Genomic DNA, 20,569 nt, shown 5'->3' with positions numbered 1-20,569 from the left:
AGCTCAAATCGGCCACTCATGCACCGGCATGAGTTGGCGCTGGTAATCAAGATAGTCGGCGGTCAGCCGGGCGAAGTCGCGGTGTCGGGCATGGTGTGCCAACTGCCAGGCGGCACCGTTGCGCCGGCTGCGCAGCCGGCGGGCGATCACCTCCATGTAACGCGCGACATCGGCAGTGGACAGATCGAGTTGCTCGAGTCCGGCGCGTGCCAGCGGCAGCAACTGCTGCTCGAGCAGTTCGCCCGCCGACACGCGCTGTCCGCCGAACCACCGCAACTGCGCCTCGAGCCCGTAGCGGGCGGCAAGGTAGAAGTTCTCGCGCGCCTGGGCAAAGGAGAGCTGCGCCTCGGGTGCCAGCGTCTGCCTCGTCAGCATGCAGACGCTACCGTAGTAGAAGGCGGCGTTGGCAATCATGTCGATGATGCTCGGGCCGGCGGGCATCACCCGCTGCTCGACGCGCAGGTGCGGCCGAGCACCGTCATCGAAGCCGATGAGCATGCGGTTCCAGCGCCAGATGGTGCCGTTGTGCAGGCGCAGGTGTGCGTAGGATTCGATCGGACCGGGGATCTCGAAGGGCAACAGCACGGCATAGTTGGCGAGATTCTCGGCGAAACAGGCGGTCGGGTCGCCGCTCAGGTAACCGGAGCCGAAGGTGACCCGCATGTGCTGAGGGCAGCCCGGGTCGCAGCAGTCGACGGCCTGTTCGAAGAGCGGCACGCGCGTTTCGTGCCACAGCGCACGCCCGAACAGGAAAGGTGAGTTGGCAGACAGGGCAACCAATGGCGCGGCGAGGATCTGCGAGGCGTTGTAGGCACGCGCGGCCTCGCCTGCAGGCACCTGCAGATGAACCTGGAAGGAGGTCGTCGCCGCTTCCAGCATGACGTCGCTGTGGGTCGTGGAAAGGGTTTCGATGCCGGCGATGTTCAGGCTCAGCGCGCTCCCGCCACGCAGCCGGAAGATCTGCTCGTTGAGCACCGCGTAGCGCCGCGAGGGCGACATGTTGCTCAGCGAAAGATCATCCTCGCGCAGCGTCGGCAGGGTGCCGATGGCAATCAGCGCGCTATCGTCGGCGGCGGCGACGCGCTGGCAACGCTGCCAGGTTGCGGTGAGTTCGCTCTCGAGTCGAGAAAGCGCAGTCCCATGCAGCGGTTGCGGCGTACCATTCAGTTCGACGTTGAAGCGCGACAGTTCGGGCACCACCAGAGGGCTGTCCAGACGCGCCAGGAACGAAACATTGCGCGGCACCGGCAGAAGGTCGCCGCCGAGGAGCCAGGCCTCGAGTTCGAAGCCCGCAACCAGCGCGTCGTTGGCGAAGGCGCCGCGAAAGTATGCTGCCTGCGCGTGCCGGGTCTCCTCTTCCAGCAGCCGCAGAAAACGCTCGAAGTCATCGGCCGTGCAACCGCTGCCTGCCACTTCCTTTCCCATTGGCATCTCCCCCGGAACAGTCAGTCGATCAAATCCGGACAACGTTCGGAGCCCGTGCCGGGCGGCACCCGCCTAGCCGTCGCCGTAGCACTGCGTCGGGCTGACGACCACCGGCACGTAATGACTGCACAGGCGCTGACCTGGCCGCCAGTCGTGCAGCAGAAAAGCACCGGGTTCGAGCGTGTAGGCCAGTTGCCCATCCTGTAGCGCAATCTGGTGCGCCGGCGACGGCGCGACGATCGCCGGCCGGCCGGCGAAAGTGGTGCTGACGAAACGGTGTACGTGCCCGAACAGCAGGGCCTCCACCTGTTCGTGCCGTGCCAGCCAGGCCGCCAGCGGCGCATCGCCGCGGCAGCGAATCCGGTCCATTCCGGCAATGCCGACGCAGAATGGCGGATGGTGCAATGCCAGCAGCACCGGCCGGCGGTGCGGGCACGCGCTCTCGAGCCAGTCGATCTGGCGCGCCGCCACTTCACCCCACTCCTCGCCGGGAACGATGCAGTCGAGCAGCAGCAGCGTGCCCTCGGCGAGGTCTATCCGCTGGCAGCACAGCGGCGGCGGCGCCCACGCCTGCTCGGGAAACGCTGTGCGCAGGTTGTCACGATCGTCATGATTGCCGGGCAGCAGCGCGCACGGCACCGACAACCCGGCGAGCAGCGAGCGCAGCAAGGCGTACTCGTCGCGTCGGCCCGCGCTCGTCAGGTCGCCGCTGAGCAGCAGCAGATCCGGTGCAGGAAGCGTCGCCAGACGCTGCAGCGCCAGCTCGAGCGCGGCCAGCGTATCGACCACCCCGTACAGCGGCTGGCTGCTCAAATGGAGATCCGAGAGCTGGACGATGCGCATCTTGGAAGCTTACCAAAAAACGGGCCGCTCAAACGTTCAGGCTGCCTGCTTCCAGAACCGCATCGGCGGCAGCGCCGACAACCGGGACCCATCGCGAATCAGTTGCCCCTCGCGCATCGCCACGATGACGTTGCGGCATCCGGTCGCTGCCTCCGCCAGCTGGTGATCCGCAGGGTGATCGTCGCCTGGCTCGCTGTAGGCGATGTCGAGTCCGATCGCGGCCGGCCCGGTCCGCACAGAGCAGTCGCAGCAACCGGGTGTGCCGATCTCGCGGCCCCAGCCAACGACTGAACTGATCGAGCCTGTCCTCGTCGATGGCTGCCCGCTCGGGTGCAACACCTGCGCTGCCACGAGCGGCGTTCACACCGGCGCTGCGGAGATTCGGCTTCGGCGGAGCGCCGGGCTCGCCCTGATTTCGCGCTGGCCGCTCTGCAGGCGCAGCCGTGAATCGACCATCAGCCCACCAGCAGGGACGCTGCGAACGTCGAGAACGAGTTGCGAGTTCGCCGAAAGAAGGATCCTGCCAGGCAATCCTCATGACGCAGCCTCCCTAGCTGCATCGCGCGCCGGCGGCCGCCGGGCGCACGCCCGCTGTTCGCCCGCTTGGCGACGCGGGCGACGTCAGTTGCGCCGACTCGCACGCTGGACGTAGAAACGCACCGGCGCAGCGACCAGCAGCGCGTTCCCCGCCCGATCGACGACCGCCACCTCGACCGAATGCTCGACCTGGTCGCGTGCCGCCATCTGCCACTCATCGGCCGTGACATCGAACTGCAGCGTCGTCCGCCTTTGCGCCAGGACGGTCCCGTCGAGGCGGACAGCCACGGCATCACCCCGTTCGAGCTGCAGTGGCGGCTCGAGGACCAGTGCAATGGAAAACTGACCGGTATTCGAATGGACCGTGCCACCGTCTTCGGGCTGCATGATCTGCAGTCTGGCGTAGGCTGACGCTGCTGCCGCCGGCGGCCCGGACGGCGCCGGCGGCAGCGCCGGTGTTCGATCCATCACGTCGACCGGCGGCAAATGCATCTCCCGGGCGCCCGGGCTCGGCGTGTCGGAGAAGACCGGACCGTCCCGGTCACGGCTTTCGTAGACCGGCTGGGCTGCGGCCAGGGTCGCGATCAGCATGATGCCGGGAAGGAAGTGACGTCTGTGCATGATCCGCTTCGCCAGGCTCCAGCCCGTCCGCTTCAGCCCTCGCCACCTGCAGAAGTCTGCGCGTTGTCGAGAACGGCCTGCAGCTTGGTTTCCTCCTCGTGCGTCAGCGAGGTCTTGATGACCTTGCCACCGGTGCCCTGCAATTCTTCGAGGACCTTGTCGGGAGTTGCCTTGCGGACGAGGACGAAGAGCACCGAACTGCCATTCTTGAAGGTGGCAGCCAGATCCTTCATGAAGTCATCGTTGATGCCGACGTCGGCCAAGGCACCGCTGACGGCGCCGGCGCCGGCGCCGACGGCCAGACCCAGCAGCGGATTCATGAAGATGAGACCGACCAGCGTTCCCCAGAAACCACCGCTCAGAGCGCCGCTCGCAGTCAGGTTGTACATCTGGTGCAGCTTGACCTTTCCATTCCCGTCCTTGACCGCCACCACGGCGTCCTCGAGGTCGATCAGGTAGTCCTGCTGCAGCCTGCGCAGCTTCGTGCGGACTTCCTCTGCCTGGAACTGGTCATCATAAGCGACTACGATCAGGTTGCTCATCAGCGTTCTCTCCTGTTTGAGTGTGGTATGAAAATCCTCGGCGGCGCTCGACCCGGTGCCGCAGCGCCGTTGTCTGCGCCGGCAGCGGTGGCTAACCCCCGTGATGCTTGTGACCGTTATGCCCGTGCCCGCCGTGCTCTGCGTGCCCGTCATGTCCCTCGTCGCTGCCGCGGCGGTGATGCTCGGCCGAGGTGTCGTGCGGCGCTTCGAGGGCCAGCATTTCCGCCACGTCGGGCTCGTCCTCGGCAAGGTCGGCGAGCAGTCCTTCGTCCGAGAGATCGAGCGGCCGCGAGTTGTGCCAGTCCCGATCGACCACCTCCCTGAGCCGCTTGACGACCGCCTCGTCGTGCACATCGATGGCCAGTTCGCGGCGGCTGTCGAAGCTGCCGGGAGCCAGGTTGATCGAGCCGATGATCGCCCGCTTGCCATCGGCGAGCATCATCTTCGCATGCAGCTTGAGTCCCTTGAGGCGGTGCACCTTGGCCCCGAGGTCCTCGAGGATGCGCAATCCCTCGACCCCCTCGACCAGTTTGCCGGCCTTCAGAAAATGCATCGGTCGCGCCAGAACATGCAGCTTGACGCCGCGGCGGGTGGCGCGCACCAGCCGCTCGATGATCACCTCGTCCTGATAGCGCTCGTTCTGCAGGAAGAGCGACTCGCTGGCGGCGTCGATGAAACGCGCGATGCGGTTGCGACCGTTGGTGTTGCACCAGATCAGGTGCGACTCCTCGCCCGGATCGAATTTTTCGCGCGCCCAGTCGGCATCGAAGCACTGGGCGATCTCATCCACCTCGTGCCGGTGCGAAGTCACGACGGCGTAGTCGCGCGTCACTGTGAGGTTTTTCGTTTCCCAGTTGAGTGAGTGCACGAAGGCCGTCTCGTCGTCGACGACCAGCGACTTCTCGTGCGTGATGTCGAAGGCGGGATTGCTGTCGGCCACCTCGACGCCAGCGTCCTCGAGCATCTTGCGGCTCGCCTTGTTTTCCGCTTCGCCGCTGCGGCGTGCCGGGTTCAGCATCACCCGTACCCTGACGCCACGCTGCTGCGCAGCGACCACCGCCGCCAGCAGCGACGGGTCTGAAAAGAGGAACATCTTGATTCGAATCGACTGCCGGGCCGCGTCGATGGCGTCAACGATCGGTTGGCCCGTGTCATCCGGCAGAACGATGAGGGCACGATGCATTTGCACTGGGCTCCAGAGGTTGGGCGCCACCGCGGCGGCGCGGGTTGATTGCTGGTTCCGAGAGGACGCAGTTTAGCGACATGCGGCACGATCGCCAAGCGCTGCAGCACCGCACGACGGCCAACAGCGCCAGCAACTCGGGCCCTGCCAGCGGCGAAACCTCCGGGCGGCAAGCCAGCGCACCCGGGTCGTGCGGAGCACGCGCCACCAGCACCCGCCCGCATCGCGGACGGTTTCCCGGCCGGGCTTTGACTGCACCCTCGACACCGTTCGTCGGTCGTCCGCCAGTTGCATCCGCGATTGCTCGCGACGACCGCTGCACCAGTGCTTCAGGCGCCGTGATGGGCAGGAAGTCGCAGCGCGAAAGTCGTCACCCCGTTTTCGGAGGAGACGCCGACGTCTCCCTGGTGTGCCCGCGCGATCGAGCGCGTGATCGCCAGCCCGAGACCGGCGCCTTCCCCCCCATGCTGGCGGGAGCTGTCGACTCGCCAGAAGCGGTCGAACAGACGCGGCAACTGTTCGGCGGCAATCGTCTCGCCGCCATTGACGACGCTGACAACGGCCTCGCCCGCGGCCGCATCTTCGAGACGGACCGTGACCCGCCCACCCGGCGGTGTGTGGCGAACGGCATTGGACAGCAGGTTGCCGATGGCGCGCCGGAGCATCAGCCGGTCGCCACAGACGACGGCCGATCCGGAGACCTGCAGATGCAGCCCCTTGTCCTCCGCCAGAGCCTCATAGAAGTCGAACAGGCTCGCCACTTCGTCAGCGAGATCGATCATTTCGCGATGCGGCACCAACAGATCGTTGTCCGCCCTGGCGAGAAACAGCATGTCGGCGACGGTCCGCGCCAGTCGCTCGAGCTCCTCGGCATTCGACGCCAGGACATCCTGGTACTCGTCTGCCGAGCGCTCCCTCGCCAACGTCACCTGCGTCTGCGTCAGCAGGTTCGAGACCGGTGTGCGCAGTTCGTGTGCGAGGTCTGAAGAGAAGTTGGCAAGGCGGCGAAACGACTCCTCCAGGCGTGCCAGCATCTCGTTGAGCGTCTGCACCACTTCCGCCAGCTCCTGCGGAATCGCCGCCGCCGTCAGCCGCTGATCCAGCCGGTTGGCCGTGATGCCGGCGGCAACGCTGCAGATGTCGCGCAGCGGTGCCAGCCCGCGCCGTGCCACCATCCAGCCGAGGAAGCCGGACAGCAGCGCCGCCAGAGCGACCATCGTCCACAGCGCCCGGCGGAACGAGCGCATGAAGTGTTCATGGTGGCTGAGGTCGATCGCCACCGCCACCGTCGCGCCTGCGTCACCGGCCATCGCCGGCGCAACGACTCCGCTGATGCCCCGATAGCGGCGGCCGTCGGCCGCTTGCCAGCCGAGCGCCTCGGCGCCGTCAGCGCGTGGCGCCAGCAGGAGTGGCGGCACGGCAGCGTCACCCGAGGAATAGAGGAGCGTCCCGTCGCCGCGCCGGACCTCGACGGCCAGATCATGGTGCCCCACCAGCGCGGCGTCGAGGCGCTGGCCGAGGTCGCCGCCGGCAAGCGGCGCAGGCGCGTGCGCGAACGCATGGCGGACCAGTTCGAGTTTGCCCTGCAGCAGCACCAGATCCATCTCGACGAAGTGACGCTCGACGAGGATGCCGACCAGCAGGCCAAGCAGCAGCAGGACCACCGTCGAAACGCTGGCGAACAGCAGCGTCAGCCGGGTGGTCAGGGATCTGCCGGCGAGCTGGATCATGGCGGCGCCTCCAGAACGTAACCCATGCCACGCGCCGTGCGGATCAGCTTCGGCTCGAAACCGTCATCAACCTTCGCCCGCAGACGGCGAATAGCCACCTCGATGACGTTGCTGTCGCTGTCGAAGTTCATGTCCCAGACCTGCGAGGCGATCAGCGACCGGGGAAGCACCTCCCCCTGGCGGCGCAGCAGCAGTTCGAGCAGGGCGAATTCCTTCGCCGTCAGGTCGATCCGCTGACCAGCCCGCGTCACACGGCGGCGCAGCAGGTCAAGTTCGAGGTCGGCGGCACGCAGCGTTTCGGCCTCCTTCGCCTTGCCACCGCGGCGCAACAGGGTACGCACGCGGGCCAGCAGCTCGGCGAAGGCAAAGGGTTTGACGAGATAGTCGTCCGCCCCGAGTTCGAGCCCCTTGACCCGGTCATCCACCGAGTCGCGGGCGCTCAGAAACAGCACCGGCATTTCCATGCCGGCGCGGCGAATTCCCTGCAGTACCTGCCAGCCGTCGATGCCGGGCAGCATGACGTCTATGATGGCCAGATCGTAGTCTTCACTCAGCGCCAAATGCAGCCCATCCACCCCGTCGCGCGCCAGATCGACGACGAAGCCCGCCTCGGTCAGCCCCTGCCGCTGGTAGTTGCCGGTCTTGACCTCGTCCTCGACGATCAGGATCTTCATGGCGCTGCTCAGGGAAACGCGCAGCTGCCATCCCTGGCGACGAAATGGAAGTCGGCGAAGCCGGCGCGCGCGGACTCGCCAGTATTGTCTGTATCACTGGCGATCGCCAGCCCGGTCAGTCTCGCTGGCAGGTCACCGAAGGCGCGACGGAAATCGTCGGCGACGTCGCGCCTTTCGCTGACCCAGCGACCGGCGTGCGCGGCACCGCTTTCGAGCACCAGGATCCGTGCGCGCTCCGTATAGGCGTTGGCTCGCAGCGTGCCGACAGGGTGCTTGTTGTCCCACACATAATTGATCGCGGCATCGGGCACCGAGGCACCCCAGAGCCCGCGCGCGATCGCCAGCTTGCTGCGCGTTGCCAGATCGAGTGCCGCCGGTGGCACGCTGAAGCTGAGGTAGACGCGCGCCGCGTAATCGTCACCTGCCTTGCTGCCGAGATCGGCGGTGAGCAGCGGTGCGTCGATACGCCAGCGCCAGCAGAGGACCGGCGTGCTCTCGAGTTCGACCGTCAGTTGGCGCACGAGCAGGGCCATGCTCTTCACCGCCGTCGTCTCGACCGCGGCAACGCCATCCCACAACCGCTGGCGATACTCGGTCGGCGGCACCCGCGGATTCAGGTGCTCGATCGTCCAGCCGGCGGGCAGGCCTCCGGCACCGCCATCGAAGCGGCCGACCCACAACGGTGTCGCGGCGACGGCAGCACCGGCGAGCAGCAGCAAGGGGAGCATCGCTGGCAGCAACCACCACCGGACAGGTGCCGCCGCCCGAGGCCGCACCGAGCCGCGGTGCCGCGGCAGCTGGTGCCCCGCCAGGCGATTGCCAGCGGGCGCTGGCGGCGTTTTCAGACGCTCCGCCCGGCATGGCAGCTCCGAGGGTGGCAGCTGGCAGCCATCTGCGGCGGCAGCGGCGCGCAGTGGCGCAGTCTCCCGAATGGCGCCGGCGAGGCCGACGGCTTGCCGGTGGCTTCGGCTGGTGGCCACTTCTCAGTCGGCCCCGTCGCCTGCCAGCGGCAGGGTCGCTGCGCGCCAACTGCCGTCGAGGTCGTCGCTGACGACGGCGACGAGATCGCCGTCGAGGACGCCCTGGCGAACGAAGTCGTCTAGGAAACGCGGGATCTCTTCGGCCTGCTGCCGGCCCCGGTACGGGCGCTCCTGCGCCAGCGCCTGAAACACGTCGGCAACCGCAACGATCCGCGCCTCGGTGGACAACCTCCCGGCGTCGCGCCGGAAGGGGTAGCCGTGGCCATTCAACGCCTCGTGGTGAAAGGCCGCCCATTCGGCGACCTGCTCGAGGCCGGGGATATGCCTCAGGATCTGGTAGGTCTCGAAGGCGTGCCTTTCCATGACCGAGAACTCGAGTGGCGTCAGGCTCGTCGGCTTGTCGACGATCTCGTCCGGCACGCAGAGTTTGCCGACATCGTGCATCAGGCCGGCAACCTCGATCTTCGCGAGGACGTCGCCGTCGAAGCCGACCCGCTCGCCGAGGTGGCGTGCGAGTTGCGCGACGCCGACCGAGTGGGCAGCGGTGAACGGACTCTTGGCATCGACGATGCTCGAGATCAACCGCGCAACGTGGCCGAACTGCGGAAAGTCGATGGTCATGTGCCATTCGCTGAGCGCCAGGTCGCCGAGATAGCGCAGGACATGACGTGGCGCCAGCGCGATCCAGAACGCCTCGCGCGCGGCTGCCACGGCGAAGGCCCGCACCACCTCCGGCGACAGGACACTGCCCGCAAGCGCGCTGATCGCATCGATGATGCCAACATTGTTGAACAATGGATTGTCGAGGCCACGCCGCAACAGCATGCCGTCCACCCGGTCGGCGAGCTGGATCAGGTTGCTGTCGAGCGCATCCGACTCAGCGAGTTCGGCCGGCAGTTCGCACCACGGCGTGTGATGGTGGCGCACGGCGTTGGCGAGCCGCGACAGGTGGGCAAAGGGGCGCAGCAGGCGGTAGCCGGTTTCGCAATGCGCGTTGCGATCGTCCCAGTCGGTCTGGCGCAGCAGGCGCCGATGAACGGCCGTCGAAGAGACGCCGAGATCGTGCAGCAGGCCGGCGCAGACGATGCGGTCGAGTCGCTGCTCGGGCAGGCCCAGCACGAGCGCCGTTTCGCGTGCGATCATTGCCACCCGCTTGCCATGCTGGAAATCGTTGACGCCAACCAGGTCGAGTGCGTCGGAAAGCGCCAGGATGGCGCCCTTGAGATCGAACGTCAGCGTCATGGCGGGCAACCCCCGTGGAGGTGGAACGAAATTCCCGACGACAACATCGGAACCGGCCCCAGTGCCAGCCGACCCGGATCAATCCGCATCCAGTGCCGCCACAGCAGCGCGCGGGCCGCGGCGAGAGCCGTTCCAGGCGCCGCTGGTTGCGGCCGCTCGATGGGCGCCACGCCGGCTCGTGGCGTTCCGCTGCCGCCTCGGCGCGGCTGTCGCGAAAAGAGGACGCCCCGCGAGGCGCCACGGCTGCAGACACGCAGCCTGGCGTCGCGCGGGGCGTCCGCTCCGGTCATTTCCGGCCCCCCGGTCAGAGACGGGGGCTCGTGGGGCTCAGGCGCCGCGTTCGCGCATCCAGCTGGCGACCTTGGGTGCCAGGACCTTCTGCGCCAGACCACCGGTGTAGATGCCGATGTGGCCGGTGTTGATGGCGAACTCGGTGTAATCCTCGCTGCCGACATGTTTGCCGAGGGCGACGGTACACGGCGGCGGAACGATGTGGTCCTTCTCGGCGAAGATGTTGAGGATCGGCATCGTCAGCTGCTTGAGGTCCACCTTGCGACCGCCGACCTCCAGCGTTCCCTTGACGAGCTTGTTGCCTTTCAGGAAGTCGCGGATGAACTCCTTGAAGGTCTGGCCGACGGCGTCGGGACCACCGAACAGCCACTTCTCCATGCGCAGGAAGTTCTGCAAGGCCGCCCGGTCGTCGAGGATGTCGATCACGTCGGCATACTTGCCATAGTTCAGGATGAACGGCGAAGCCATCATGAACGATTCGTTCAGCACCGATGCCGGCACGTTGCCATGCACGGCAACCATCTTCTCGACGTCGGCGTCGGCACCCATGGTGAACATCAGGCCCTCGTGCGGCTTGTGGTTGGCCTTGTAGGCGTCGAAGTCGATCGGCGATACGGTCAGCGTGAGGTGGCTGATCTTGTCAGGATTGAGCGCCGAGTAGGTGGTTGACATCGTCCCACCCTGGCAGATGCCGAAGAGGGCGATCTTGTCGACGCCGTGGCGCTTGCGGATGAACTCGACCGTGTCGTCAAGGTAGCCATTGATGTAATCGTCGACCGTGCGGTACTTGTCGACCTGACGCGGGTAGCCCCAGTCGTTGAGGTAGACGTCGAGGCCCTGGTTCAACAGGTTGCGCACCACTGATCGGTCGGGCTGCAGGTCGGCGACCTCGTAGCCGTTGATCAACGGCGGGACGATCAACAACGGCGTCTTCATGATCGTCGACTCATCGACGAGCGGATGATAGTGATAGACCTTGATTCCGTCCTGCGCGAAGGCGACATCCTTCGGCGTGCTGCCGATGTCGATATCGTCGTCGGTCAGGTTGGTGAGATTGCTGATGCCCTTGGCGAGCTTCGCGTTCAAGGCTGCGGCTTCCTCCGCCACGTCGGCGGGGAGAATCTGGATCGGGAATGAAAACATCGGTAGCACCCTCCTAAAGGTCTATTGGCTTATCAGCCGGCAAACAGCTTCGGGCTGCCGGCTCATTCGCTCTTGGCACGCGCTGCCGCAGCCTTGCGCGGCGCAGTGCTGGCCTTGGCCGCTGCCGCCGGTGCTGCTGGAAGCAGTGCCTTCTTGAGAGCCCGGATCTCCATCTTGAGTTCGTGGATGACCTGATAGGCTTCATCGAGCTCGCTGCGGGTCGGCATGTCGAGGCCGCGGAAGATGTCCTCGACGACTGAGCGCTGAGCAAGCTTGAACTGCTGCTGCGACCTCGTGAAGGCGTTCTGCTTGTCGAGGAACTCCTGCGTGTTGAACGTCACCAGCAGCGACTTGTCGGCCGTGCGATACCAGAGGCCCATCACCTGCCGCACCGAACTGATCTTCTCGCCCTTGGCAGCCACCTTGGCGAGTTCCTCGACGGTCGCTTCGACGGCCCTCGCCAGCGCTTCGGCAAAAGCGGTGTGGAAGCTGAGGCTGTCCTTGCGCAGATCAACGACCGCGTCGACCAGACGCAACAGCTTGGCGTTCTTCTCGCGTGACGCGCCAAAAAGCGGAATCTCGCCAACGCCGGCCAGTGCGCTGGTATCGCCTTCCATCGACAGCAGGCGATTGAGCCCGGCGGTGCCGCCGAGCATCGCTTCGCCGACGTGACCGGACGAAGCGGCCTGCATCAGGAAAGACAGCCAGGGCCCAAAGGCCTCCGGCAGATCCTTGCCCAGCGTTCCGCTCAGGGTACCGATGTGCGAACCGAGGCCAAAGCTGCGCTCGAGCATGGCCGTCGACTCCTTGGCCCACTGTTCTGCAAAGCCCTTGAGGTCCGGACGCCAGTCCTTGCCGGCATCCATGTTGGGCGCAACGACCTTCATCGACTTGAAGAAGAAATCCATGACGCGGTTCATCGCCGTCTGGCTGCTGTTCATGCGATCCATCAGCATGCGGGCGGCTTCGTTCGTGCCCTTGGTCGCGGCCGCGACGCCTTTCTTGACCGCTTCGGCTGGGCCGCCCTCGGCGCCCGGGAGATTCTGCAGCAGCGAGGCCCAGTCGCCCCACATCCGCTTCTGCATGTCGGCCCAAGCGTTGACGACGCCGCCCAGTTGGTCATTCGGATTGTTGTTTTCCACTCCTGTGATCTCCTTTCAGTGTGTCGGACACGCCTGCCGGCACGGCAGGCGGATGCCCGGCGGTAGACTGAGTGCACTCTACAACCAAACTGCGGCCGTCTGACGACGGCCGCGATCATGCAGCTTCGCCCGCCCGTGATGTATCAGGCGAGCGCCACCACTGCATCTGCCTTGTGCTTCGCCTCGCCCTGCTCATTGGCGCAGGTCAACTCGAGGCGCACACATTTCTCACCCGCCTGCTCCAGCTTTTCCACCACCTTGCCGGTGCACACGAGACGCTCGCCGACCTGTGTGATGGCAGTGAAACGGACGCCGAAGCTGCGAATCGCCGCCTGCGGCATCCACTGCGTCAGCAGCCGGCCGAGGTAGGCCATGCCGAGCATGCCATGCGCGAAGACGTCAGGGATTCCCTTCGAACGGACATAGTCCTGGTCGAGATGCAGCGGGTGGTGATCACCCGAGCCCGTGGCATACAGCGCGAGGGTCAGCCGCGACACCGGCTCGGTGGTGAACGACGGGATCGCATCGCCAACGTTCAGCGCATCATAATTCGGTTTTGTCATCGACCTTCCCCTATGCCCGAATGACCATCACTGAGTGCACGTCGCACACCAGTTCGCCCTGGCGCAGCACCTTGACATCCTTGACGACGAACTGCAGGGCGCCGTTCTTCTTGTCGTAGATGTCGGTGATCACGCCTTCGAAGTCCAGCTTCTCTCCCGAATGGACCGGCTTGTGGTAGACGAACGATTGCTCGCCGTGCAGCATCTTGCCGAGATCGCAGCCCATCGTCTCGAGGTAGTCGAAAGGATGGTCCTTGTCCATGTCCATGCAGAAGAAGAAGGTCGGTGGTACGAGCACGCCAGGCAGTCCCGCCTGCGCCGCTGCCGCCTCATCGAAGTAGATCGGGTTGGTCTCCCCGGTCGCCTTCGCGAACCACTTGAGTTGCCACGCCGTCGGGGTTACCGAGTGTGGCGGCACTTTCATGCCGATATGTTTCTTGTCGATCAACATCGGATTCACTCCTGGCCCACCCCGGCGCGCGGGGTGGGAGCATGGGTTGGCGACTGGATCAGAGGACTTCGATGGCGATGGCGGTTGCCTCGCCACCGCCGGCGCACAGCCCAGCGATGCCGCGCTTGAGTCCGCGCGCCTGCAGCGCGTAGAGCAGCGTCACCAGAATCCGCGAACCCGTGGCACCGATCGGATGGCCGAGCGCACAGGCGCCGCCATTGACGTTCACCTTGTCGTGCGGCAGACCGAGGTCACGCATCGAGGCCATCGTCACTGCAGCGAACGCCTCGTTGATCTCCCAGAGATCGACGTCGGTGGTCTGCCAGCCGACCTTCTTCAGCAGGTTCTGAAAGGCGAAGACGGGCGCGGTGGTAAACCATGCCGGATCGTGGGCAAAGGTCGCGTGCCCGACGATCCGCGCCAGCGGCGTGATGCCCCGGCTGCGGGCGTCGGATTCGCGCATCAGCACGAAAGCCGCCGCGCCGTCGGAAATCGACGACGAATTGGCCGGCGTCACGGCGCCATCCTTCTTGAAGGCCGGCTTCAGCTTGCTGATCTTCGACGCGTCGCACTTCATCGGTGTCTCGTCGAGCGCGATCACTTCCTCGCCCTTGCGCGTCGTGAGCGTGACCGGGGCGATCTCCGCACTGAAGACGCCCGCGGTGACCGCCTTCTGCGCCCGCGTCACCGATTCGACGGCGAAGGCATCCATCTCCTCACGCGAGAAGCTGTACTTGTCGACACACAGCTCGGCAAAGGCGCCCATCAGCTTGCCCTGCTCGTAGGCATCCTCGAGGCCGTCGAGGAACATGTGGTCGTGCAGGACACCATTGCCCAGCCGGTAACCCGAACGGGCGGTGGTCAATACGTGCGGTGCGTTGGTCATCGACTCCATGCCGCCGGCTACGGCGACGTTGACCGAGCCCGCCAGCAGCTCGTCATGGGCGATCATGACCGACTTCTGCGCCGAGCTGCACATCTTGGTCAACGTGGTGCAGGGTACCGACTTCGGCAGACCGGCCCCGAGCACCGCCTGCCGTGCCGGCGCCTGGCGAACGCCGGCCATCAGGCAGCAGCCCATCAGGGCCTCATCGATATCCTCACCCTTGACACCGGACTGCTCGACGGCGGCCTTGATCGCGACGGCGGCGAGTTGCGGCGCGGTCAGGGCGGCGAACTGGCCCTGAAAGGATCCCACCGGCGTGCGTTTCGCACCAACAATGACAACTGACTCACTCATCAGATACTCCTTGGAAACGGCGGGTCATACCCGCCTGGTTCATCTTGTGCCTGTCCCTGTTACTTCGGCGCCATCCGGATCGAGCCGTCGAGGCGGATGACTTCGCCATTCAGATAGCCGTTCTCGCAGATGTGACGTACCAGCGCCGCGTATTCGGCCGGCTTGCCCAGCCGTGACGGGAACGGCACCATCTTGCCCAGAGAATCCTGTGCCGCCTGCGGCAGGCCCTTGAGCATCGGTGTCTCGAAGATGCCGGGGGCGATGGTGACGACGCGGATGCCATGTGCCGCCAGTTCACGTGCAACCGGCAGCGTCAGACCCACCACGCCAGCCTTCGACGAGGCATAGGCGGCCTGGCCGATCTGGCCATCGTAAGCGGCAACCGATGCCGTGTTGACGATCACGCCGCGCTCACCCCCTTCGTTGGGCTCGTTGCGTGACATCGCCTCGGCAGCCAGGCGAATCATGTTGAACGTACCGACGAGGTTGATGCTGACCACGCGTGCGAAGGTCGCCAGGTCGTGCGGACCTTCCCGGCCAAGCACCTTCTTGGGCGGCGCGACACCGGCGCAGTTGACCAGGCCGTGCAACCCGCCGAATTCGCTGACGGCAAGGTCGATGGCGGCGCGTGCGCTCGCCTCGTCGGTGACGTCGGTCTTGGCGAAGCGCGCGTTCGCACCCAGCGCGGCGGCCTGCGCCTCACCGGCGCCGGCGTCAACGTCGACGATCACCACCTTTCCACCAGCGCTGACCAGGCCGTTCGCCGTTTCCGCTCCGAGACCCGAGCCTGCTCCCGTTACCACAAACACACTGCCATTGATTTGCATGTTAACCCCCAAAAAAATATCGCGACATCACGCGATGCCGCGCTCCTGGCCTGTGCCGACAACGACTCCGAGGAGCCTGGAAGCTGCCTGTCGTCACAGGAAATTGCGTGCCTCGTCTGCTTGCCTGATTTGCCTGCCCCGCCATCCTTCGCGGGGTGCGGCGTCGTGGCGACGGAAAGCCGCGTGGACATGCTGCCCCGCAACAGCGAGCCCGACGTCGCGCGCCCCGGACCTGCCATCGGCCCTACCCCTGGCGGACGTTGCTGCTGCCAATTGGAGCAATTTCGGCATTGTCGAACGTTGAGTACCGTCGAGTCAAGCCTCGGGCGCACTGCAACACGGTTGCCGGGCAGAGCAGTCGATCGCCGACCGGCCAGCCGCCCCGACAACGTGCCGGCAACCCGCCACCAGACGTCCGGCGGCGAAGGGAAGCGACTGCGGCAGCAGCAGTTGACCTGGATCAGCACGGCTCGCCATCGATGGCTTAGGATAGCCTGTCACGCGCGCACCGGCGCACGATCGACGTTTGTTACAGCGCACAACGGAGAGTCCCCATGGTCCAGACTGTTGAACAACTTCCGTCCGGCAACGCCGCAGAGGCAGAGCCCGGCACATCAGGCGCCGCGCCGGCGAAGCGGCGCAGCCGCTCGACTGCGGCCAGCCGCAAGAAGCCCGCTGCCCCGCCGGCGAACGCGACCACCACTCCGATACTGGCGGCAGCACCCGTGGCGCCTGCCCCGGGCACGCCACCCGCGCCGACTGCCGCCGCGCCGCGGCCGGCCGCGGGCGAGCTCTCCCGGCGACTGGGGGACCGCCACCTGCTCGACTCCGACGCGCTCGAGAACATCGATCGCATGACGAACATCGCCCTCGGCCAGATGAGCGGCGGCATCTCGCCGGCGTCGCTGGCAATGGCCTATCTGGACTGGACGGTGCACCTCGCATCGTCGCCCGGCAAGCAGTTCCAGCTCGGCGCCAAGGCGTTGCGCAAGGCGATGCGCCTCGGTGCCTATGCCCTGTCGTCGGCGGTCACCGGCAATGCCGAACGGTGCATCAAGCCCCTCCCTGGTGACCACCGCTTCGATCATCCGGGCTGGGAGCGCTATCCCTACAACGTCGTCTCGCAGGGCTTCCTGCTCAACCAGCAATGGTGGCACAACGCCACCACCGGCATCCGCGGCGTCTCCAAGCATGCCGAGGCAGCGGTCTGGTTCACCGCCAAGCAGATTCTCGACATGACGGCCCCCTGCAACATCCCGTTCCTCAATCCGGAGATCGCCGAGGCAACCATCCAGGAGCGCGGTGCCAATCTCGCGCGCGGCGCCGAGTTCTATCGGGAAGACATGCGCCGCTCGCTGCGTGACGAGAAGCCGGCCGGCATCGAGGACTTCCACGTCGGCGAGAACCTCGCCGTCACTCCCGGCAAGGTCGTCTACCGCAACCTGCTGATGGAACTGATCCAGTATTCGCCGACCACCGACACCGTGCAGCGCGAACCGGTCCTGATGCAGTCGGCGTGGATGATGAAGTACTACATCCTCGACCTGTCGCCGCACAACTCACTGGTCAAGTACCTGGTCGACCGCGGCCACACGGTGTTCATGATCTCGTGGATGAACCCGCGCGCCGAGCACCGCAACCTCGGCATGGAGGACTACCGCAAGCTGGGTACGATGGCCGCCATCGACGCCATCTCGGAGATCCTTCCCGGACGGAAGATTCACACCGTCGGCTATTGCCTCGGTGGCATCCTCCTCACCATCGCCGCTGCCGCGATGGCGCGCGAGGGCGACGACCGCCTGGCCAGCATCACGCTGTTCACCACCATGACCGACTTCACCGATGTCGGCGAGATCAACGTCTTCATGGACGCCAGTGAGGTCACCCTGCTCGAGGACATGATGTGGGAGAAGGGCTATCTCGGTCACAAGCAGGTCTCCGGCGGCTTCCAGCTCCTCAAGTCGGCCGACCTGATCTGGTCGAAGATGGTGCGCGAGTATTACCTCGGGCACCGCGAGCCGATGTTCGATCTCATGGCGTGGAACGCCGACGGCACGCGCATGCCGTATCGCCAGCATTCGGAGGTCCTGCGTCGCCTGTACGTGGACAACGAACTGTTCGAGGGCAAGTACATGGTCGGCGGCCGCGCCATCTCGATCAGCAGCATCCACGTGCCGATGTTTGCCGTCGCCGCAGTTGCCGATCATGTCGCACCCTGGCACTCGGTCTATAAGATGCACCTGCAAAGCGACGCCACCGAACTGACCTTCGTCCTCACCAGCGGTGGCCACAACGTCGGCATCGTCAACGAACCCGGACGCCCGCGCCGCTCCTACCAGCTCAGCGTCTGCCGTGAAGGCGAACGCTTCCTCGACGCAACGACCTGGAAGGAGAAGACGCCGAGCTATCAGGGGTCGTGGTGGCCGGCATGGCAGCAGTGGCTCGTCGACCACTCGACCGGGAGCGAACCGGCACCGGCAATGGGTGCCCCGGAGAAAGGCTACGAGCCACTCTGCGACGCGCCCGGAACCTACGTCCTGCAGCAGTAGCAGGCAAGCCCTGCAGCGCACCGTCTCGCCCTGGCGCGAGACGGTGCCAGCGGCCCGCTGCAGCGTGCAGCGGTCCTTGTCGGCCGACCGCGGGTGCCTTTGCAGGCAGTGCCGGCAGCCCCCCCTCTGGACGCCGGAACCAGTCGATTCCCCGGCTGGCTGAATGGCGCGGGGAAGAAGCCTGCCTCGACGGGTGGCGATGACGCTGGTGGGCAAGGCTGCGACGACGCCACTTCGCCCCTGCCGCCCGCTCCCGGCGGCGCGTTAGAATGCGGACTCACCGTGCCCGGAGCCCCACCTCATGAACGTCTCCCTGGTCCTTACCGTCATCGGCGATGATCGCCCTGGTCTCGTCGAGCAGCTTGCCACCGCCATCAGCCGGCACCACGGCAACTGGCTGGAATCATCGATGTCGAACCTGTCCGGCAAGTTCGCCGGCATCGTCTGCGTCAGCGTCGCCGAGGAGCACCTGACAGCGCTCGAAGCCGCCCTCGCCGCGCTGCCCGGTTTGCGCGTCAGCGCCGAGGTTTCGCGGCCACCGGCAGCGCCCGCTGCCACCCGGCGGCTCAAGCTGTCGCTGGTCGGTCACGACCGCATCGGCATCGTCCGTGAAGTGTCGCAGGTGCTCGCGCGGCACGCGATCAACGTCGAGGATCTCAGCACCTACACCGCCAGCGCGCCGATGTCGGCCGGCATCCTCTTTCACGCGACTGCCGAACTGACCGCTGCGCCGACGCTCGACGTCCGGCAACTGACCGGCGATCTCGAGCATCTGTCGAACGACCTGATGGTCGACATCACGCTCGACGAGGCGATCCGGGCCTGAGGGCACGCGCGTTCCCGACAGCCGTGGCCGCCGGCCGCGCTGCGCCACCGCGGCGGGGCCCGGCGCCGCTACAATCCCGCCCATCGACAGAAGCACCCGTTTCAATCCACGGAGGTCAGCATGCAGGTCACCCTCGTCCATGTCCGCGTCAGGCCGGAGTCGGTCGACGCCTTCATCGCCGCCACGCGGGCGAATCACGAAGCCTCGGTCGCCGAGCCGGGCAACCGGCGTTTCGACGTCCTGCAGGCGCCCGAAGACGCGACGCGCTTCATCCTCTACGAAGCCTACGCCTCGGCCGCCGACGCCGCCGCGCACAAGCAGACGGCGCACTACCTCGCCTGGCGGGACGCCGTCGCCGCGATGATGGCCGAGCCGCGTCGCGGTGAGCCGATGCAAGGACTGTTTCCCGCGTGAGCGACTCCTTCCTGCCCTTCTCGATCTCCCGCCTGCCGCGCATCGAGTTCGGCAGCGGCGCCGTGGACCGGCTGCCCGCGATTGCCGCCGGCTATGGGCAGCGTGTGCTGCTGGTCAGCGGCCAGCGTTCGTTCGTTGCATCGGCTGCCGCCAGCCGTGTCTTCGCGCAGTTCCGCCAACGCGGCCTGTACTGGGAGCAGTTGCGGGTGTCGGGCGAGCCGTCGCCGGAATTCGTCGACGGCAGCGTCGCCGCACTGCGCGACACCGCCTGGGATTGCGTCGTCGGCATCGGCGGCGGCAGTGCCCTCGACGCGGCGAAGGCGATCGCAGGGCTGCTGCGGCCGGGCAATTCGGTCCTCGACCACCTCGAAGGCGTCGGGCCCGAACTGCCCTATTGCGGACCGGCAACGCCATTCATCGCCGTCCCGACGACCGCCGGCACCGGCTCGGAGGCAACGCGCAACGCCGTCCTGACGGCGCCCGGCGGCTTCAAGAAGTCGTTCCGCGACGAGCGGCTGGTGGCGGAATGGGCGATCGTCGATCCCGACCTGCTGGCCACCTGCCCGCCGCCGCTGATCGCCGCCGATGGCCTCGATGCCTTCACCCAGCTCCTCGAGGCCTTCGTCGCGACGCGCGCCAACCCGCTGACCGACGCCCTCGCCCGTTCCGGGATCATGGCCGCACGCGATTCGCTGCTCGCGCTCCATCGCGAGCAGTCGGCGAGCGCCCGCGCGCAGATGGCCTATGCCTCGCTGTGCTCGGGGATCTGCCTCGCGCAGACCGGGCTCGGCGCCGTGCATGGCCTCGCCTCGCCGCTCGGCGCCTTCTTCCCGATCCCGCACGGCGTCGTCTGCGGCACGCTGGTGGCGAGCGCGACGGCCTGCAACATCGCCGCGCTCGAAGCGCGCGAGCCGAACAGCCCGGCGCTGCCGAAATACGCCGAGATCGGCCGCCGCTTTGCCATGCAGAAGGGCCTCAACGGCCCTGACGCCCGCCGCTTCCTCGTCGACACGCTGCGGCGCTGGGAAGTCGAACTCGAGCTGCCGCGCCTTGCCGCCTACGGCATCGGCGAGGACGATCTGCCACGCATCATCGCCGCCAGCCGGGGTGGCAGCATGAAGACCAATCCGCTCGTCCTCAGCGACGGCGAACTGCGGCAGATCCTCGTCGCGCGGCTCTGAGCGCGGCTGCGCGGACCGCCTTGGCCAATCGACAGTGGCCGCGGGTGCAGGCAGGCGCTGCCGCCCGGCTGCACCCGCGCCCCCGGCTTGCATTGCCCATAACACTGTTAAATAATGGAGCGAAAGGAAGCGCCAGCACCCGCGAGCGCGCCCGTCGCAGCGGTC

General features: G+C 66.5%; 19 protein-coding genes. 4 read left to right on the top strand and 15 right to left on the bottom strand.

Going from position 1 to position 20,569, the window contains the following annotated elements:
• Positions 1–3: 3 nt before the first annotated feature.
• The 15 genes from HT579_12785 to HT579_12715 form a co-directional block, all read right to left on the bottom strand.
• Positions 4–1,425: a glutamate--cysteine ligase gene (locus tag HT579_12785; protein ID QKS29708.1), complete on the bottom strand. Its 1,422-nt coding sequence runs from the start codon at positions 1,423–1,425 to the stop codon at positions 4–6.
• Between the two features lie 72 nt (positions 1,426–1,497).
• On the bottom strand, positions 1,498–2,268 hold the full coding sequence (locus HT579_12780; GenBank protein QKS29707.1) for a phosphodiesterase: 771 nt from the start codon (positions 2,266–2,268) through the stop codon (positions 1,498–1,500).
• 621 nt (positions 2,269–2,889) lie between these two features.
• Positions 2,890–3,426, bottom strand: coding sequence for a DUF4124 domain-containing protein (locus HT579_12775; GenBank protein ID QKS29706.1), 537 nt, complete (start codon positions 3,424–3,426; stop codon positions 2,890–2,892).
• A 32-nt stretch (positions 3,427–3,458) separates the two neighbouring features.
• Positions 3,459–3,968, bottom strand: coding sequence for a DUF1269 domain-containing protein (locus HT579_12770; GenBank protein ID QKS29705.1), 510 nt, complete (start codon positions 3,966–3,968; stop codon positions 3,459–3,461).
• A 91-nt stretch (positions 3,969–4,059) separates the two neighbouring features.
• Positions 4,060–5,151 carry a phospholipase gene (locus tag HT579_12765; protein ID QKS29704.1) on the bottom strand — a complete coding sequence of 364 codons (1,092 nt, stop codon included), beginning with the start codon at positions 5,149–5,151 and terminating at the stop codon, positions 4,060–4,062.
• 329 nt (positions 5,152–5,480) lie between these two features.
• A complete protein-coding gene (locus tag HT579_12760) occupies positions 5,481–6,881 on the bottom strand; it encodes a heavy metal sensor histidine kinase (protein ID QKS29703.1) in 1,401 nt (466 codons plus the stop codon).
• A complete protein-coding gene (locus HT579_12755) occupies positions 6,878–7,555 on the bottom strand; it encodes a heavy metal response regulator transcription factor (GenBank protein QKS29702.1) in 678 nt (225 codons plus the stop codon). The genes HT579_12760 and HT579_12755 overlap by 4 nt, the downstream gene beginning before the upstream one ends.
• An 8-nt stretch (positions 7,556–7,563) precedes the next feature.
• A complete protein-coding gene (locus tag HT579_12750) occupies positions 7,564–8,283 on the bottom strand; it encodes a DUF3047 domain-containing protein (protein QKS29701.1) in 720 nt (239 codons plus the stop codon).
• A 255-nt stretch (positions 8,284–8,538) separates the two neighbouring features.
• The gene (locus HT579_12745; GenBank protein ID QKS29700.1) at positions 8,539–9,777 is read right to left on the bottom strand and encodes an HD domain-containing protein; all 1,239 of its coding nucleotides are present in this window, start codon (positions 9,775–9,777) and stop codon (positions 8,539–8,541) included.
• A 327-nt stretch (positions 9,778–10,104) separates the two neighbouring features.
• The gene (gene phaC / locus HT579_12740; protein ID QKS29699.1) at positions 10,105–11,211 is read right to left on the bottom strand and encodes a class III poly(R)-hydroxyalkanoic acid synthase subunit PhaC; all 1,107 of its coding nucleotides are present in this window, start codon (positions 11,209–11,211) and stop codon (positions 10,105–10,107) included.
• A gap of 62 nt (positions 11,212–11,273) precedes the next feature.
• Entirely contained in the window at positions 11,274–12,353 is a 1,080-nt protein-coding gene (locus HT579_12735; GenBank protein ID QKS29698.1) for a hypothetical protein, read from the bottom strand.
• 143 nt (positions 12,354–12,496) lie between these two features.
• Entirely contained in the window at positions 12,497–12,916 is a 420-nt protein-coding gene (locus tag HT579_12730) for a dehydratase (protein QKS29697.1), read from the bottom strand.
• 10 nt (positions 12,917–12,926) lie between these two features.
• Complete coding sequence (locus tag HT579_12725; GenBank protein QKS29696.1) at positions 12,927–13,367, bottom strand: MaoC family dehydratase N-terminal domain-containing protein; 441 nt, start codon at positions 13,365–13,367, stop codon at positions 12,927–12,929.
• A gap of 58 nt (positions 13,368–13,425) precedes the next feature.
• Positions 13,426–14,607: an acetyl-CoA C-acyltransferase gene (locus HT579_12720; GenBank protein QKS29695.1), complete on the bottom strand. Its 1,182-nt coding sequence runs from the start codon at positions 14,605–14,607 to the stop codon at positions 13,426–13,428.
• A gap of 59 nt (positions 14,608–14,666) precedes the next feature.
• Positions 14,667–15,434 (bottom strand): 3-hydroxyacyl-CoA dehydrogenase, encoded by a 768-nt coding sequence (locus HT579_12715; protein QKS29694.1) that lies wholly within the window; start codon positions 15,432–15,434, stop codon positions 14,667–14,669.
• A gap of 707 nt (positions 15,435–16,141) precedes the next feature.
• Between HT579_12715 and HT579_12710 the strand changes: the two genes are divergently transcribed.
• The 4 genes from HT579_12710 to HT579_12695 all read left to right on the top strand — a co-directional run bounded on the left by HT579_12710 (position 16,142) and on the right by HT579_12695 (position 20,404).
• Positions 16,142–17,983: a polyhydroxyalkanoic acid synthase gene (locus tag HT579_12710; GenBank protein QKS31634.1), complete on the top strand. Its 1,842-nt coding sequence runs from the start codon at positions 16,142–16,144 to the stop codon at positions 17,981–17,983.
• A 301-nt stretch (positions 17,984–18,284) separates the two neighbouring features.
• On the top strand, positions 18,285–18,809 hold the full coding sequence (locus tag HT579_12705; GenBank protein QKS29693.1) for a glycine cleavage system protein R: 525 nt from the start codon (positions 18,285–18,287) through the stop codon (positions 18,807–18,809).
• Between the two features lie 120 nt (positions 18,810–18,929).
• Positions 18,930–19,223 (top strand): antibiotic biosynthesis monooxygenase, encoded by a 294-nt coding sequence (locus HT579_12700; protein ID QKS29692.1) that lies wholly within the window; start codon positions 18,930–18,932, stop codon positions 19,221–19,223.
• The gene (locus HT579_12695) at positions 19,220–20,404 is read left to right on the top strand and encodes an iron-containing alcohol dehydrogenase (protein ID QKS29691.1); all 1,185 of its coding nucleotides are present in this window, start codon (positions 19,220–19,222) and stop codon (positions 20,402–20,404) included. The genes HT579_12700 and HT579_12695 overlap by 4 nt, the downstream gene beginning before the upstream one ends.
• The last annotated feature ends 165 nt before the right edge of the window (positions 20,405–20,569 follow it).

Origin of the sequence: Candidatus Accumulibacter similis (assembly GCA_013347225.1) — a bacterium.
In the GTDB taxonomy this organism is placed as follows: domain Bacteria; phylum Pseudomonadota; class Gammaproteobacteria; order Burkholderiales; family Rhodocyclaceae; genus Accumulibacter; species Accumulibacter similis.
The sequence above is the reverse complement of the archived record's forward strand: the minus strand, read 5'-3'. Positions and strand labels throughout refer to the sequence as shown.

Excerpts from the sequence above, each read along its gene's own strand:
- HT579_12785 (QKS29708.1), bottom strand. The coding sequence starts at position 1,425 with ATGGGAAAGGAAGTGGCAGGCAGCGGTTGCACGGCCGATGACTTCGAG.
- HT579_12780 (QKS29707.1), bottom strand. The coding sequence starts at position 2,268 with ATGCGCATCGTCCAGCTCTCGGATCTCCATTTGAGCAGCCAGCCGCTG.
- HT579_12775 (QKS29706.1), bottom strand. The coding sequence starts at position 3,426 with ATGCACAGACGTCACTTCCTTCCCGGCATCATGCTGATCGCGACCCTG.
- HT579_12770 (QKS29705.1), bottom strand. The coding sequence starts at position 3,968 with ATGAGCAACCTGATCGTAGTCGCTTATGATGACCAGTTCCAGGCAGAG.
- HT579_12765 (QKS29704.1), bottom strand. The coding sequence starts at position 5,151 with ATGCATCGTGCCCTCATCGTTCTGCCGGATGACACGGGCCAACCGATC.
- HT579_12760 (QKS29703.1), bottom strand. The coding sequence starts at position 6,881 with ATGATCCAGCTCGCCGGCAGATCCCTGACCACCCGGCTGACGCTGCTG.
- HT579_12755 (QKS29702.1), bottom strand. The coding sequence starts at position 7,555 with ATGAAGATCCTGATCGTCGAGGACGAGGTCAAGACCGGCAACTACCAG.
- HT579_12750 (QKS29701.1), bottom strand. The coding sequence starts at position 8,283 with ATGCTCCCCTTGCTGCTGCTCGCCGGTGCTGCCGTCGCCGCGACACCG.
- HT579_12745 (QKS29700.1), bottom strand. The coding sequence starts at position 9,777 with ATGACGCTGACGTTCGATCTCAAGGGCGCCATCCTGGCGCTTTCCGAC.
- phaC (QKS29699.1), bottom strand. The coding sequence starts at position 11,211 with ATGTTTTCATTCCCGATCCAGATTCTCCCCGCCGACGTGGCGGAGGAA.
- HT579_12730 (QKS29697.1), bottom strand. The coding sequence starts at position 12,916 with ATGACAAAACCGAATTATGATGCGCTGAACGTTGGCGATGCGATCCCG.
- HT579_12725 (QKS29696.1), bottom strand. The coding sequence starts at position 13,367 with ATGTTGATCGACAAGAAACATATCGGCATGAAAGTGCCGCCACACTCG.
- HT579_12720 (QKS29695.1), bottom strand. The coding sequence starts at position 14,607 with ATGAGTGAGTCAGTTGTCATTGTTGGTGCGAAACGCACGCCGGTGGGA.
- HT579_12715 (QKS29694.1), bottom strand. The coding sequence starts at position 15,434 with ATGCAAATCAATGGCAGTGTGTTTGTGGTAACGGGAGCAGGCTCGGGT.
- HT579_12705 (QKS29693.1), top strand. The coding sequence starts at position 18,285 with ATGAACGTCTCCCTGGTCCTTACCGTCATCGGCGATGATCGCCCTGGT.
- HT579_12700 (QKS29692.1), top strand. The coding sequence starts at position 18,930 with ATGCAGGTCACCCTCGTCCATGTCCGCGTCAGGCCGGAGTCGGTCGAC.